A 14,396-nucleotide genomic window follows, 5' to 3' on the forward strand; every position below is an offset into this window, starting at 1 on the left:
CTCCCCAAGTTCGAAATCAGTGTGCCGACCGGCACTGGACATGGGCAGTCTATTCAGCAGCATTGATCACCCGGCTGAAGGGCTGCCTCCGTGAACCGAGCTCTCCCTGTCGTACGGCTCCGTGTCCCCACCGACGAGGACGCCGTCGCCTGGCACCGGATCTTCGCGCACCCGGATGTCATGGAGTTCCACGGCGGGAGGGCCGCGGAGTTGTCCGTCTACGAGGAGCTCACCGCCCGTCAGCGCCGGCACGACGCCGAGCGCGGGTACTGCCTGTGGACCATCCTCGACGAGAACGAGCAGGTCATCGGCTTCACCGGCGCCCAGCCGTGGGAGCGGGAGTGGGGTCCCAAGGACGAGATCGAGATCGGCTGGCGGCTCGGGCGCGAGCACTGGGGCAAGGGGTACGTCAGCGCGGCCGCGCAGCTGACGCTGGACCGGGTGCGCGCGGCCGGGGTGCCGGGTGTGGTGGCGATGGTCGACGCCCGCAACGAGCGGTCGATCGCGGTGACGCGGCGGCTGGGGATGCGGCTCGCCGAGGTGTTCGCCACGCCGGACGCACGACAGAAGGGGCACTGCTACCGGCTCGATCTGTGACACCGGAACTGCATAACTCAATTCCGGTTCCATCACCCTGAGTAATTGACTGTTGCAGAAAGGTACTTGGCGCTTCCGGACGGTACCCCGGGAGGGTTAACCTGCCAGTACCGCTGGGGGTGACATCTGTGCGCATAACACCCAAAACGCCCGAGGTGCGAGTACCGAAACTCGTCGGACTGATGGCCATGGACGCGCGCGAGGAAGCGAAGTCGCACGGCCTTCTCCTCAACGCACCGGACCGGCCGGACTTCCACCTGGTCGTCGTCGACTACGTCGTACGCCAGTACCCCCAGCCCGGTGCCGAGGTGCCGCGGGAGTCGATGGTCTACGTCTGGTTCGACTTCGGCGAAGGTGAGGGCGGCGGAGGGGTGCGCGAGCCGCGCACCCCACGGCCGCCCGGTGGCGGACTGCAGCGCGAGCTGGACGAGCCCGGGGATCCGTACCCCGTCGTCAGCTCTGCTTGAAACCCCGGTGCAGGGTCACGATCCCGCCCGTCAGGTTCCGCCAGGCGACCTTCGCCCAGCCGGCCTTGCGCAGCCGCTCGGCGAGGGCGGGCTGGTCGGGCCAGGCGCGGATGGACTCGGCGAGATAGACGTAGGCGTCGGGGTTCGAGGACACCGCGCGTGCGACCGGGGGCAGGGCACGCATCAGGTACTCGGTGTAGACGGTGCGCAGGGGCGCCCAGGTCGGGTGCGAGAACTCGCAGATCACCACCCGGCCGCCGGGCCGCGTCACCCGGTACATCTCGCGCAGGGCGGTGTCGAAGTCCTGGACGTTGCGCAGCCCGAAGGAGATCGTCACGGCGTCGAAGGTGTCGTCCTTGAACGGCAGCTTCGTCGCGTCGCCCGCCGTGAACGGCAGCCAGGTGTGCTTGCGCTTGCCGACCTGGAGCATCCCGAGGGAGAAGTCGCAGGGCACGACGTACGCGCCGGTCTGCGCGAACGGCAGCGAGGAGGTGGCCGTACCGGCGGCCAGGTCCAGGATCTTCTGCGCCGGGCGGGCGTCGACGGCCCTGGCGACCTCCTTGCGCCATCTGCGGTCCTGGCCGAGCGACAGCACGTCGTTGGTCAGGTCGTACCGTTCCGCCACGTTGTCGAACATCGAAGCGACTTCGTGCGGCTGCTTGTCCAGGGATGCGCGGGTCACGGGCCCATTGTGGCAGTACGGCCGCACGCCCTCGGTGGCAGTACGGCCTCAAGGGACGAGCGTCGGCTTCTTCTTCCCGGCCACGTCCTCCACCCATCCGCACAGCAGGACGAACACCGCGATCAGGATCCAGCCGATGCCGAACATGAACCACTGGCTCTCCAGCGGCAGGTACTTCTCGAACGCGGGCACGTTCCAGAACCGGTCGATCAGCGGGACGGCGAGGATCAGGGCGATCTCGTGCCAGAGGTAGATCGTCACGGCACGGGCGTTGAAGACCGTGACGAGCCGGTCGAGGGGGCGGACGCGGGTCAGCCGGGCGAAGTCGATACGGAAGAACTCCTTCGCGTACATCAGGAGCGTGACATAGCCCGCCGACCAGAACGCCTGGGCGAGGGGGATGTCGTCCAGGTCGTACGAGCCCGTCTCGGCCTGGTGAGTGAAGGCGTACCAGCCGCCGTACGCGATCGCCGCGAGCGAGAGGACGGCGACGGCGAGCGGCTTGAGGCGGCGCAGGACGCCGTCGCGGTGGGCGAAGCCGAGGAGCCAGCAGAAGAGGAACGTGGCCAGGTCGGTGAGCGCGCTGCCGAAGCGGTTGTCCGGGGGCTCCCACAGGAAGTGGACGACGAGGATCGGTGCCAGGGACAGGAGCAGGACGGACACCGGTGCCAGGCGGAAGACGCGCAGCAGGAGCGGGGAGAGCAGGACGAACCAGAGGTACGTCCGCAGGTACCAGAGGATCTCCCAGGCCTGCTCGGCCCATGCGCTGCCCGGCGGGTCGCCGAGCGGGACGATCCAGTAGACGATCTGCCGACCAGGCATCCAGCCGTGGACCAGCATCGCCGCGACCACGAAGACGCCCCAGAACCAGAAGGGCGGCAGAAGCCGGCGCATCCGGCTGCGGACCACCTTGAGCGCGGGACGCTCCAGGGACTTCGCCATCAGTGTGCCGGCCAGCGCGAACATCACCCCCATCGAGGGGAAGACCATGCCCGCCCAGGCCCACCCGAAGGTGTGGTAGGTGACGACCCGGATGAGGGCGACGGCTCGGAGGGTGTCGAAGTAGCGGTCCCTGGCGGAGGGTTTGGGCCGCGGGTCCGGGCCGGTCCCGGTCTCCTTGGCGTCCGTCACAGCGGCAACCGGCGTGGCGGCGACTGGCGCGGCGGCGAGGGGCCGGGCGAGCGCCCCTCTCCTGTGGGCCCCCACCTCAGCTCACCCCCGCCGGCGTTCCGACCTCGCCGGTGCGCTTCAGTTTCTGCCAGCGCAGGCGGCCGCCCGTCATCGCGGTGATGCAGGAGTGGATGAGGACCAGGTACATCATCTGCCGGTAGGCGAGTTGCTGGAGGGGCATCATCAGCAGGTAGCGGTACTGCTCGCGGTCCAGGCGGAAGGCGTACGCGGCACAGACCAGCTGCACGGCGAGCACCGCCAGCCAGGCCAGCAGGGCCGCCTTGAAGTCGACGAAGATCATCGAGTAGACGGTGAAGACGTCGATGAGCGGTGCGAAGACCGGCGTGACGATCTGGAAGATGACGACGAGAGGCATGCCGACCCGGCCGAAGCGGCCCGAAGGTCCCTTGTCCGTCAGGGACTTGCGGTGCTTCCACAGCGCCTGCATGGTGCCGTAGGACCAGCGGTAGCGCTGCGACCACAGCTGCTTCAGGGAGCCCGGCGCCTCCGTCCACGCGCGCGCGTGCTCCTGGTAGACGACCCGCCAACCCGTGCGGTGCATGGCGATGGTGATGTCCGTGTCCTCGGCGAGCGTGTCCTCGCTCATGCCGCCGACCTCCAGCACCGCCTCCCGGCGGAACGCGCCGATCGCGCCGGGGATGGTGGGCATGCAGCGCAGCAGGTCGTACATACGGCGGTCCAGGTTGAAGCCCATCACGTACTCGATGTGCTGCCAGGCGCCGATGACGGTGTTGCGGTTGCCGACCTTGGCGTTCCCGGCGACGGCGCCGACCTCGGGGTCGGCGAAGGGCTGCACCAGCTGCCGTACGGTGTCCGGCTCGAAGACCGTGTCGCCGTCCATCATCACGACAATGTCGTAGCCGGCGCTGCGCACACCGTTGTTCAGCGCCGCCGGTTTGCCCGCGTTCTCCTGGCGGATGACACGGACGTTGGTCATGCCGAGTTCGTGGGCCGCGTTCCGGGCGATCTCGGAGGTGCCGTCCGTCGAGCCGTCGTCGACCACGATGATCTCGATCGGATGGGTGCTCTTCGCCAGCGACTCAAGAGTGTTGGCGATGCACTCCTTCTCGTTGTACGCCGGGACGATCACGCTCACCGGCTGATGGACCGGAGGTCCCCAGCTGAACCGGCGCCTGTTGCGCTGCCGGTAGTGGCGGCGGGCGAGGACCAGCATCATGCCGAACCGGCCCAACACGGCGACGCCGACGACGAGGAGGCCGACCGACAGCACCGGCACCGTCCATTCGGCGACGGCCACGGCCCCGATCAGGGCCCTGCCCTCGTACAGCGTCGCGCCGGTCGCCTCGCGGTGGGCGGCCTGGAGGCTCGAAGCACCCGCACCGGCCTGCCCGTTCGGCTCCTGCTGCGCCGCCTGACCACCGGGCTGCTGCCCACCGGCCTGAGCGCGACCCGACTGAACACCACCGGCCCCCGCCTGCTGACCGCCCGCCGACTCCTCCTCCTGAACGGCGCCGCTGATCGTCGTGAAGGTGTAGCCCTTGGCCTTCATCTTCTCGATGTACGTCGGCAGCGCCTTGATCGTCTGTGACCGCTCGCCGCCCGCGTCGTGGAAGAGGACGGACGCGCCCTCGCCGTCGTCCGGCGTCGCCCACTTGATGATCTTCGAGACGCCGGGCCGCTTCCAGTCGTCGCTGTCGGTGTCGACGAAGACGCTGGTGTAGCCCTGCTCGCCGAGCTTCTTGTAGACGGGCCAGCTGTAGTTGTCGATGGCGTCCGTCTCCGAGGAGTACGGCGCCCGGAACAGCGTGGTCGTGATGCCGGCCGCGCCCGCGAGGGCCAGCTGGGTCTGCTGCATCTCGCGTTTGACGCGGGCGTCGCTCTGGTAGGAGAGGTCGACGTGGGTGAAGGTGTGGATGCCCACCTCGTTGCCCTGCTCGACCAGGTCCGCGACGATCCCCGGGTAGCGCGAGACCATCGAGCCGACCAGGAAGAACGTGGCGGGGACGTCGTACTTCTTGAGGATCGCCAGGACTTGCGGTGTCCAGGTGGGGTTCGGACCGTCGTCGAAGGTGAGCGCGATCGTCTTGTCCGGGACGGAGACGGTGGTGGCCTGACCGCCCCGGAAGGTGAGGATCGGTCCGCCGTCGAGGACCTTGTCGGGGACCTGGCTGGAGCTGGCCCCGGTGCGCACGCGCTGGTCGCCGCCGACCTCGGCGCGCAGATAGCCGTCGAGCAGCATGACGCTGGTCAGCGCGAGCAGGAGCAGTCCGGCGAGGATGACGCGCGGTTTCTGCAGCGCCGCGGCCTTGCCCGCCGCCCGCTGGATCCGCGTGGGGGCGCGGCGGCGGCCGCGTGAGGGAGTCGTCGTAGTCATGGGTGTGGGTGCGTTCCGGTCAGCCGGCGGCGGCCGGGGAGGCGGACACGGTCGGGGCGGCGCCGGGCGGCTCGCCGGTCGCGGTGCCCGTCGGCGGCGTGCCGGAGTGCTTCACGGGCGGCGTGCCGGTCCCGCCCTGCGGCCGGGTGCCGGTCCCGGGACCGGAGTTCGGGGCACCGGCAGGGCCGCCGCCCCCGAAGGGCAGCAGTTGGGACGGCGTCAGCGAGGTGCCGACGTCCATGAAGGCCATGCCCAGGACGACCGCGTACCCGAGGCAGCCGACGCCGACCAGGAGGCCGAGGCGACGCAGCAGCTTGGAGCGGCGTCCGGAGTTGTCAACGAACACGGGCCCTTCGGCGGACCCGTTGCCGCGTTTGCGGCGGCGACCGCGGGCGTCATTGCGCCGGCGGACGTCCGCGCGGTTTTCGATGGCAGGCTCGGAATGCATTCCCCGGAGATTACGGAGGCTTTATGTGCCACAAACTCGCTCTCCATGTGAGGCACATATGAGAAACGCCTTGACCTGTACGTTCCCTGAGAGTTTTCGGCAACGGCCCCTCAGTGATGAGAGGTTTCCAGCATGCAAACGTACTCAGGGAAAACGGCGGCCGGACTCACCTGTCTGCTCGCGCTGACCACGGGGTGCTCCGCGGGCTCCGGCGGTACGGCGGACGCGGCGCCGCCGAGCCCCCAGCGGCCCAGCACCCCGTCCTCCGCAACGGCCGCCCCGTCGGCCTCCGGGACGGCCGCCGCGAGCACGTCGTACGCCCCGTACGTCAGCGCCACCGAGGCCTCCGGAAACGACTCGGCCGGCTCCCCCGCGACGTACAACCTGGCTTTCGTCATCTCGGACGGGAGTAACTGCACCCCGAAATGGAACGGCTCCACCCCCATTTCCGACTCGGCCGTCAAGTCCCGTATCTCGAAACTCGAACAGGACGGCGCCACCGTCCGGGTCTCCTTCGGCGGTGCCTCCGGCAAGGAAATGGCGGCGAGTTGTGGCAGCGCGTCCGAGCTGGCGGCGGCGTACGGGAAGGCCCTGGACGCGGCGGGCTCCACCCAGGCCGACTTCGACATCGAGGGTGACGAGCTGACCGACTCCGACTCCGTGGACCTGCGTTCGGAGGCGATCGCCCTGCTCCAGCAGGAGCGCGACGACCTCCGCGTCTCCTTCACGCTGCCGGTGATGCCTTCCGGCCTCGACGACGACGGTGTGGCGCTGCTGGAGTCCGCCAACCAGCACGACGTGCAGGTCTCCACCGTCAACCTCATGACGATGAACTACGGCGAGTCGTACACCGGCGACATGGGCGACTACGCCCTCACGTCCGCCAAGGCCGCCCACACGCAGCTCAAGGAGCTCTTCGGCACGTCCGACACGACCGCCTGGCGGGCCATGGCACTCACCTCGATGCTCGGCGTCAACGACGTCGACAACGAGACGTTCACGCTCGACGACGCGGCGCAGGTGCGGGACTTCGCCGAGGAGAAGGGGATCGGGTGGGTGTCGATGTGGGCGACGTTCCGGGACCGGCAGTGCGAGAAGGGGAGCTCCGGTGATGACGACGCGGCGGCCAACTGCAGTGGGGTGACCCAGAGTTCGGGGGCGTTCGGAGAGGCGTTCGCGGGCTGATCAGCGTCGTCGGTGCACCAGGCGCCCCGCGCAGACCGTCGCGATGCAGGCGCCGGTCTCGTCGAGTACGGCGAGGTCGGCACGGCCGGTCTGCCTGATGGCGATCGACTGGGCGCGCGGGAGGACCACGACGTCGTTCCGCTGGGCCGCGGCCCGCAGTTCAGGAGAGTCGACGTACTCCTCCAGAACCGCCACAGCGCCGAGTTTCAGTACCGCGTGGACACGCTCACGTGGCGTCGGGGCGTCCGGGAGCGGACCTTCGTGGACGCGCGCGGGGCCGAGGGTACCGGGCCAGCTGCGGACCCGGGCACCCGGGAACCGCCCGCGCAGTTCCTCGAACGTCCCCACAGCGCCGATCCGGTCCCGCCCCACCACGACGGCACCGTCCACGATCGGCTCCGAGTCCCAGGTGAACCGGACCTCGTCGGCCGTGTGAATGGTCTCCAACTCGTCCTCGGATCAGGTCAGTTGGAAGCGAGGATCTTCAGCTCGGGATGCGCCGTGCCGCCCGCGATCGCCGTGGACGAGATGTGCGAGGCCACCCGCTCGTCGACGGGGTCGTTCGCCGGGTCGTCGTGCACGACGAGGTGCTCGTACGTCGTCGCCCGCTGAGCCGGCACCCGCCCCGCCTTGCGGATCAGGTCGATGATCTCCAGCCGGTTGGAGCGGTGCTTGGCGCCGGCGCTGGAGACGACGTTCTCCTCCAGCATGATCGAGCCGAGGTCGTCGGCGCCGTAGTGCAGCGACAGCTGGCCGATCTCCTTGCCGGTGGTCAGCCAGGAGCCCTGGATGTGCTGGATGTTGTCCATGAACAGCCGCGCGATCGCGATCATCCGCAGGTACTCGAAGATCGTGGCCTGCGTACGGCCCTTCAGATGGTTGTTCTCGGGCTGGTAGGTGTACGGGATGAAGGCCCGGAAGCCGCCCGTGCGGTCCTGAACGTCACGGATCATCCGCAGGTGCTCGATGCGCTCGGCGTTGGTCTCGCCCGTGCCCATCAGCATGGTCGACGTGGACTCGACGCCCAGCCGGTGCGCGGCCTCCATGATCTCCAGCCAGCGCTCGCCGCTCTCCTTCAGCGGGGCGATGGCCTTGCGCGGCCGCGCGGGCAGCAGCTCGGCACCGGCGCCGGCGAAGGAGTCCAGGCCAGCCTCGTGGATGCGGGTGATGGCCTCTTCGACGCTCACCTTGGAGATCCGGGCCATGTGCTCGACCTCGCTCGCCCCCAGGCTGTGGATGACGAGCTGCGGGAAGGCGTCCTTGATGGCGCGGAAGTGCGTCTCGTAGTACTCGACGCCGTAGTCCGGGTGGTGGCCGCCCTGGAACATGATCTGCGTACCGCCGAGCTCGACGGTCTCGGCGCAGCGCCGCAGGATGTCGTCGAGGTCACGGGTCCAGCCCTTGGCCGTGTCCTTGGGGGCGGCGTAGAAGGCGCAGAACTTGCACGCCGTGACGCACACGTTCGTGTAGTTGATGTTGCGCTCGATGATGTACGTCGCGATGTGCTCGGTGCCGGCGTACCTGCGGCGGCGTACGGCGTCGGCGGCGGCGCCCAGCGCGTGCAGCGGGGCGTCCCGGTAGAGGTCGAGCGCCTCCTCTGGGGTGATCCGCCCGCCCGCTGCGGCACGGTCGAGCACAGACTGGAGGTCGGCCTTCTCGGTCACCGGGGCGTCCCTTTCGTCAAGCAAATAAGAAGGTGTGCGCGAAGCGCTCGAAACAAGGGTGGTGGTGGGAGACGGGTGGGCGGACCGAACCAGCCTACGCCAGGCGTTTCGACTCGCGGACGTCAGGCCGCGCCCGCCTCGGTCCCCACCTCACGCCGCGTACGCCCCGATCAGCAGCCCGACGAGCCCTCCGCCGAGCAGGAACGGTCCGAACGGGATCGCCGTCCTGCGCCCCGCCCGCCGCAGAACGACCAGCGCACCGCCGTACAGAGCCCCGAACAGGAACCCGGCGAAGGTGCCGAGCATGACCGTCGGCCAGCCGTACCACCCCAGCGCCGCCCCCACCCCGAGCGCGAGCTTCACATCGCCGAAGCCCATGCCGCCGGGGTTGATGAGCCATAGTACGAAGTAGCCGGCGCCGAGCGCGAGGGCGGCCCACAGGGCGGTGGGCCAGTCGCCGGCGTGTTCGGGGACGAGGGCGGCCAGGCCGAGCAGCAGCAGCGCGGCGCCCGCGAGCGGCAGGGTCAGGGCGTCGGGCAGCCGCCGCACCCGCAGGTCGACGACCGTGAGCAGCACGCCGACGGGCGCCAGCAGCAGCCAGACGCCCAGCTCGGGCCGGGTGCCGGTGGCCGCGGCGAGGGCGGCGCAGACGAGGGCGGTGACGGTGGCCATGAGAGCCGTACCGGGCCCGTACGACGGCGAGTCGGTGCAGTCCCGGCACCGGGCCCACCCGAGCCAGCCCCCGATCGGGTGCCCGCCCGGACACCGCTCCCGCCAGTCCTCCTCCTGCGCGACGGAGAACCGATGGGCGGGCCGGGGCAGCAGCGTGCCCGCCGCGGCACCCCAGAGTGCGGCCACCACGACCAGGACGAGCGTGCTCACCCCTGCTCGACCTTGGACAGCCGCGCCTCGGGCTTGCCCTCCGCGTCGCTCTCCGAGCGGAACACCAGGTCGTCGCCGGCGGGCGAGATCCGGACGGTGTGCGGTGCCGGGTTGCAGCCGCCGTGGTTGGTCTTCCTGCCCACGGACGTGACGACGAGTTCCTTCGCCGTCACCTTCTTCAGGGTCAGTACGTCGTTGCAGACGAGGCCGAGCACGTCCGTCTGCCGGAGTGTGCCCAACTCCTCGCCCACGTCGGCCTTGTGCACGGTGAGCCGGTAGGTGCCCGACGGCAGGGCGCCGGCCAGGGCGGTGGCCTGGCCCTCCCAGGTGCCGATGTAGCGGGCGGGCACGGAGCCCTCGACCCGGGTGGGGGTGCCCTCGCCCGGCGATGCGGACGAGGCAGTGTCGGAACCCGCGTTGGTGTCCTGGTCTCCGCCGCCCGGCAACAGGTCGAACAGGAACGCCGACCCCACCGTCACCGCGGCCAACGCCCCCGCCACCGCGAGCGCGACGGTGCAGCTCAGCCTCCGTCCACGGCCGCCCTCCCCAGGCGCCGAGGCCGCCGCGACGGAGAGGGAGAGCTTGCCGGGGCGGCTGTCGGACGCGGATGCCGGGGTCGCATCCTGCGGCGGGGCGTCCCGGGGTTCGGGGACGGCCGCGGACGGCATGGACGCGCCGGCACCCCCCACCACCGGCATGACCGGCGGCGGCCCGAACTCCCCCACCGTGGCCTGCCGGCTGAACCCCACCGGCCCCGAGGGGACATCGCCTCCCGGCCGGCCGGTCTCTCCCGGCTCCCCCGCCTCCAGGTTCAGCAGCCGCACGGCACTCCGGCTGACCTGCTCGACCAGCCCGCCCGGCAGCCACCCGCCCGTCACCAGCCGGGCCGCCCCGTCCGGAGCCAGGCGCCTGGCGACCTCACCCGGCGCGGGCCGGGCACCCGGCTCCTTGGCCAGGCAGGCCTCCACCAGCTCCCGCACGTCGCCGTCCAGCGGGCCGAGTTCGGGCTCCTCGTGCACGACCTTGTAGAGCAGCGCCGCCGACGAGTCCCCGGAGAACGGCGGCTCCCCGGTCGCCGCGTACGCCAGGACCGCGCCCAGCGAGAAGACGTCCGCCGCTCCCGTGGCGCCCTTGCCCACGATCTGTTCGGGCGACATGTATCCGGGGGAGCCGACCGAGACGCCGGTGGACGTCAGGGACGCCGTGCCGTCCATGGCTCTCGCGATGCCGAAGTCGATCAGCAGGGGGCCGTCCAGTGTCAGCAGGACGTTCGACGGCTTCACGTCCCGGTGCACCAGCCCCAGTTCGTGTACGGCCGCCAGCGCCTCGGCCAGCCCGGCCCCCAGCGCTCGTACCGAATGCGCGGGCAGCGCGCCCGAGTCCGCGACTGCGGCCGACAGCGACGGACCCGCCGCATAGCCGGTGGCCACCCACGGCACCGCGGCCTGCGGATCCGCGTCCAGCACGGGCGCCGTCCACGCGCCGCCCACCCGCCGCGCCGCGTCCACCTCCCGGCGGAAGCGGGCGCGGAATTCCTCGTCCAGCGCGAAGTGCGGATGCACGATCTTGACGGCGACCGTACGGCCGCCCGCGCTGCGGCCGAGATACACCCGCCCCATGCCGCCGGAGCCGAGCCGGCCGAGCAGCCGGTACGGCCCGACGACCGTGGGCTCGTCAACTCCGAGCGGCTGCATCGGCTTCCACCCCTCCCCCGTACGGCCCAGTGCGGCCGTGGAACTTCCAGCAGATTAGTGGGCGCGGACCCCACCCTCACGGCTGAAGCAGATCCACCTTCACATCCGCCGCGAAGCCCGTCGTCGGTCCCACCCGCCGCGCGAACTCCGCGACCGCCTCCAGCTGCGGGCCGCCGAAACGGAAGTCGAGGGTCGTGAAGTACCGCTCCAGGACCTGCTCGTCGAAGGCCTCCCAGCGGGCGGCCTGCTCGGCGACCTTGCCGACCTCGTCCAGGGAGAGGTTGCGGGAGGAGAGGAAGGCCTCGTGGACCTGGCGGGTGATGGCCGGCTCGCGCTCCAGGTAGTCCCGGCGCGCCGCCCAGACCGCGAAGACGAAGGGCAGGCCGGTCCACTCCTTCCAGAGCGAGCCGAGGTCGTGCACCTCAAGGCCGTAGCGCGGGCCGTCGAGGAGGTTGGCCCGCAGCGCCGCGTCTCCGATGAGTACGGCCGCCTCCGCCTCCTGCATCATCAGGCTGAGGTCGGGCGGGCAGGTGTAGTAGGAGGGCTGTACGCCGTAGCGCTCGGCGAGCAGCAGCTGGGCCAGCCGGACCGAGGTGCGCGAGGTCGAGCCGAGGGCGACCCGGGCGCCGTCCAGCCGGTCCAGCGGGACCTGCGAGACGATCACACAGGACATCACCGGGCCGTCGCAGCCGACAGCGATGTCAGGGAAGGCGACCAGGTCGTCGGCGTTGCGCAGGAACTCGACGAGGGTGATGGGCCCGATGTCGAGGTCGCCCCGCACCAGCTGCTCGCTGAGCTTCTCGGGGGTGTCCTTGGTCAGCTCGAAGTCGAGGAGCGTGCCCGTTCTCGCGAGCCCCCAGTACAGGGGCAGGCAGTTCAGGAACTGGATGTGGCCTACGCGCGGCCTGGTGCGAGAATTGTCCACATCGCGAGACTAGACCCCATGGGGTAGCGTGCACCCTTCAGGGTGGCGACTCTCCGGTGACGCTCAGATCACCAGCGCTCCCGTCAACCCCGACACGTGGGTTCAAACGTCCGGGTGACGTGATCTTGACCTCTATTGCTTTCGGCTGCCCGCATGCTAGGCTCGCCGCAAGTTGCAGTTTGGTTTCCCTTGCAGTACAGAGCCTGCGGAGCATGTGACCGCGGGCTCTCGTCGTTTTCAGACGTATGCAGTTGTGCGGCATTTTGTTTTCACACTTGCAGGGTTCTGGAGCAGGGCAACCCTTTGGGCCCAAGGAGGGCTTATGGCTACCGGAACCGTGAAGTGGTTCAACGCCGAAAAGGGCTTTGGCTTCATCGCCCAAGAAGGCGGCGGCCCCGACGTCTTCGTTCACTACTCCGCGATCAATGCGAGCGGCTTCCGTTCGCTGGAGGAGAACCAGCAGGTCTCCTTCGACGTGACCCAGGGCCCGAAGGGCCCGCAGGCGGAGAACGTCACCCCCGTCTGATCAGTTCGATCAGTCTGATCATTCGGTCTCGGAGCCTGGTGCTTTGATCCGGAACAGATAGCAGTACCCAAGGAGCCCCGTGCCGCAAGGCAACGGGGCTCCTGCCTTTCCTCCCCCGTCGAGGGCTAGATGTGCTGCATGACCAGCACGAACGTCGTTCCGGGGGCGAGCGCCTCGTACGAGTGGGGCACATCCCCGCGATACGACATGTAGTCGCCGGGCTCCAGCTCGACCTCGTCCCCCCGCGGTCCCGCCTTCACGCGCCCCGTGCTCACGATCAGATGCTCCACCGACCCCGGAATGTGCGGCTCCGACTCCCGGGCCGGGCCGGGTTCCGCGCGCAGGTGGTAGATGTCACGGCGAGCGCCGGGCGGACTGGCGGAGAGCAGCGTGGCCACGTAGTCCGCCCGCTCGGAGGCGACCGTGGGTCCCTCCCCCGCCCGGATCACCTGGACCGCCGGCGACGGCGGCTCCACCAGCGCACTGAACGGCACGCCGAGCGCGACCCCCAGCGCCCACAGCGTCTCCACGCTGGGGTTCCCGCCGCCGGCCTCCAGCTGGGAGAGCGTGGACTTCGCGATCCCGGCCCGTTTGGCCAGCTCGGACAGGGACAGCCCGGCCCGGGTGCGCTCGCGCCGCAGCGAGGCGGCGATCCAGGTCAGGGGCTCGCTCATCGGTTCACTTCCCGTCGTTCGCTGCGCCGGTCCATTCGTTCGCCTTGACGAACGGATGCCCGACTGTTCATTCTGGAAAACATGCGTTCGCTACTCCGAACACCGATGATGTCACCTCTTCCGGCGCCCGAGATGACGGCCCTGCTGCGCGACAGCGCCCTCATCTGGCTGGCCGGCGGGGTCGTGGGCGTCTCCTTCGGCGCGATCGCGGTGGCCGGCGGGCTGCCGGTGTGGGTGCCGGTGGTGATGTCACTGATCGTCTACGCGGGCTCGGCCCAGTTCAGCGCGGTCGGCGTGCTGCTGGCCGGGGGCGGGCCGTTCGCCGCGGCGGCCACCGGGCTGCTCCTCAACACCCGCACGGCCGCCTTCAGCCTGGCCGTCGCGGACATCCTCGGCCGGGGCCGCCTCGCCCGCCTCCTCGGCGCCCACCTCGTGTCCGACGAGACGGTGGCCTTCACCCTCGCCCAACCGGATCCCGTACGCCGCCGGGTGGCGTTCTGGGTGAACGGGCTCGGCCTGTTCGTCACCTGGAACATCGGTGTCCTCGCCGGCGCGCTCGCCGGAACCGCACTGGGCGACACGGCGACGTACGGCCTGGACGCCGCCTTCCCCGCCGTACTGGTCGCACTGGTCCTGCCCACCCTGCGCAAGGACTCCGCCGTACGCCGTGCCGCGCTCCTCGGCGCCGCCCTCGCCCTGGCCGCGGTACCGGTCGTCCCGGCGGGGGTTCCGGTGCTGCTGGCGCTGGCGGGGCTCGTCGCGTACCGCCCGTCCGGCAGGAAGGACGACGCGTCATGACCAGCACGACGGGAACGGTCGCCATGATCCTGGCGCTGGCGGTGGGGACGTACGCCTTCCGTCTGGTCGGGCCGGCCCTGCACGGGCGGGTCGCGCTCCCCGCGCGGATCCAGGAGCTGTTGGCGGCGGGTGCGGTGGTGCTGCTCGTGGCGCTGCTGGCGACGGGGACGTTGACGGAGGGCGGCGGCTTCGCGGGGTGGGCGCGGCCGGCCGGGGTGCTGGTGGGCGGCGTGCTGGCGTGGCGGCGGGCGCCGTTCCCGGTGGTGGTGCTGGGGGCGGCCGTGGCCACCGCGGTGCTGCGGGCGGCAGGGGTGCCATGAGCCGGCCC

The 14,396-nt window shown here is 70.4% G+C and carries 16 protein-coding genes; 6 read left to right on the forward strand and 10 right to left on the reverse strand.

What is annotated here, in order from left to right; genetic code table 11:
- Positions 1 to 90: 90 nt before the first annotated feature.
- Complete coding sequence (locus OHT51_RS18275; RefSeq protein ID WP_328880004.1) at positions 91 to 597, forward strand: GNAT family N-acetyltransferase; 507 nt, start codon at positions 91 to 93, stop codon at positions 595 to 597.
- A gap of 155 nt (positions 598 to 752) precedes the next feature.
- Positions 753 to 1,064, forward strand: a complete 312-nt coding sequence (locus tag OHT51_RS18280; protein WP_328880005.1) for a PASTA domain-containing protein — start codon at positions 753 to 755, stop codon at positions 1,062 to 1,064.
- Here OHT51_RS18280 and OHT51_RS18285 read toward each other — a convergent pair.
- The 4 genes from OHT51_RS18285 to OHT51_RS18300 are packed head-to-tail and all read right to left on the reverse strand — an operon-like array spanning position 1,051 to position 5,720.
- Positions 1,051 to 1,746, reverse strand: a complete 696-nt coding sequence (locus OHT51_RS18285; RefSeq protein WP_328880006.1) for a demethylmenaquinone methyltransferase — start codon at positions 1,744 to 1,746, stop codon at positions 1,051 to 1,053. The two genes, OHT51_RS18280 and OHT51_RS18285, sit on opposite strands and share 14 nt — an antisense overlap.
- A gap of 48 nt (positions 1,747 to 1,794) precedes the next feature.
- Positions 1,795 to 2,952 carry an acyltransferase family protein gene (locus OHT51_RS18290; protein WP_443052504.1) on the reverse strand — a complete coding sequence of 386 codons (1,158 nt, stop codon included), beginning with the start codon at positions 2,950 to 2,952 and terminating at the stop codon, positions 1,795 to 1,797.
- A gap of 1 nt (position 2,953) precedes the next feature.
- A complete protein-coding gene (locus tag OHT51_RS18295) occupies positions 2,954 to 5,272 on the reverse strand; it encodes a bifunctional polysaccharide deacetylase/glycosyltransferase family 2 protein (RefSeq protein WP_328880007.1) in 2,319 nt (772 codons plus the stop codon).
- 19 nt (positions 5,273 to 5,291) lie between these two features.
- Positions 5,292 to 5,720 carry a hypothetical protein gene (locus OHT51_RS18300; protein ID WP_328880008.1) on the reverse strand — a complete coding sequence of 143 codons (429 nt, stop codon included), beginning with the start codon at positions 5,718 to 5,720 and terminating at the stop codon, positions 5,292 to 5,294.
- A 132-nt stretch (positions 5,721 to 5,852) separates the two neighbouring features.
- Between OHT51_RS18300 and OHT51_RS18305 the strand changes: the two genes are divergently transcribed.
- Positions 5,853 to 6,905: a chitinase gene (locus tag OHT51_RS18305; protein WP_328880009.1), complete on the forward strand. Its 1,053-nt coding sequence runs from the start codon at positions 5,853 to 5,855 to the stop codon at positions 6,903 to 6,905.
- Here OHT51_RS18305 and OHT51_RS18310 read toward each other — a convergent pair whose 3' ends face one another.
- The 5 genes from OHT51_RS18310 to OHT51_RS18330 form a co-directional block, all read right to left on the reverse strand.
- Positions 6,906 to 7,352 carry an imidazolonepropionase-like domain-containing protein gene (locus OHT51_RS18310; protein WP_328880010.1) on the reverse strand — a complete coding sequence of 149 codons (447 nt, stop codon included), beginning with the start codon at positions 7,350 to 7,352 and terminating at the stop codon, positions 6,906 to 6,908.
- A gap of 17 nt (positions 7,353 to 7,369) precedes the next feature.
- Positions 7,370 to 8,569 carry a cyclic dehypoxanthinyl futalosine synthase gene (gene mqnC / locus OHT51_RS18315; RefSeq protein WP_328880011.1) on the reverse strand — a complete coding sequence of 400 codons (1,200 nt, stop codon included), beginning with the start codon at positions 8,567 to 8,569 and terminating at the stop codon, positions 7,370 to 7,372.
- A gap of 150 nt (positions 8,570 to 8,719) precedes the next feature.
- Positions 8,720 to 9,451 (reverse strand): prepilin peptidase, encoded by a 732-nt coding sequence (locus OHT51_RS18320; RefSeq protein ID WP_328880012.1) that lies wholly within the window; start codon positions 9,449 to 9,451, stop codon positions 8,720 to 8,722.
- Positions 9,448 to 11,145, reverse strand: coding sequence for a serine/threonine-protein kinase (locus OHT51_RS18325; RefSeq protein WP_328880013.1), 1,698 nt, complete (start codon positions 11,143 to 11,145; stop codon positions 9,448 to 9,450). Before OHT51_RS18325 ends, OHT51_RS18320 begins: the two co-directional genes overlap by 4 nt.
- Positions 11,146 to 11,221: 76 nt before the next feature.
- On the reverse strand, positions 11,222 to 12,070 hold the full coding sequence (locus tag OHT51_RS18330) for a menaquinone biosynthetic enzyme MqnA/MqnD family protein (protein ID WP_328880014.1): 849 nt from the start codon (positions 12,068 to 12,070) through the stop codon (positions 11,222 to 11,224).
- A 322-nt stretch (positions 12,071 to 12,392) separates the two neighbouring features.
- On the opposite strand from OHT51_RS18330, the gene OHT51_RS18335 reads away from it, so the two are divergent.
- Positions 12,393 to 12,596, forward strand: a complete 204-nt coding sequence (locus OHT51_RS18335) for a cold-shock protein (protein ID WP_003992177.1) — start codon at positions 12,393 to 12,395, stop codon at positions 12,594 to 12,596.
- 125 nt (positions 12,597 to 12,721) lie between these two features.
- Here the strand turns inward: OHT51_RS18335 and OHT51_RS18340 are convergent, their stop codons facing one another.
- Positions 12,722 to 13,270 (reverse strand): helix-turn-helix domain-containing protein, encoded by a 549-nt coding sequence (locus OHT51_RS18340; RefSeq protein WP_328880015.1) that lies wholly within the window; start codon positions 13,268 to 13,270, stop codon positions 12,722 to 12,724.
- Positions 13,271 to 13,351: 81 nt separating this feature from the next.
- On the opposite strand from OHT51_RS18340, the gene OHT51_RS18345 reads away from it, so the two are divergent.
- Entirely contained in the window at positions 13,352 to 14,068 is a 717-nt protein-coding gene (locus tag OHT51_RS18345; RefSeq protein WP_443052505.1) for an AzlC family ABC transporter permease, read from the forward strand.
- Positions 14,065 to 14,388 (forward strand): AzlD domain-containing protein, encoded by a 324-nt coding sequence (locus tag OHT51_RS18350; RefSeq protein WP_328880016.1) that lies wholly within the window; start codon positions 14,065 to 14,067, stop codon positions 14,386 to 14,388. The genes OHT51_RS18345 and OHT51_RS18350 overlap by 4 nt, the downstream gene beginning before the upstream one ends.
- The last annotated feature ends 8 nt before the right edge of the window (positions 14,389 to 14,396 follow it).

It is taken from the genome of Streptomyces sp. NBC_00299, assembly GCF_036173045.1.
GTDB classification, from domain to species: domain Bacteria; phylum Actinomycetota; class Actinomycetes; order Streptomycetales; family Streptomycetaceae; genus Streptomyces; species Streptomyces machairae.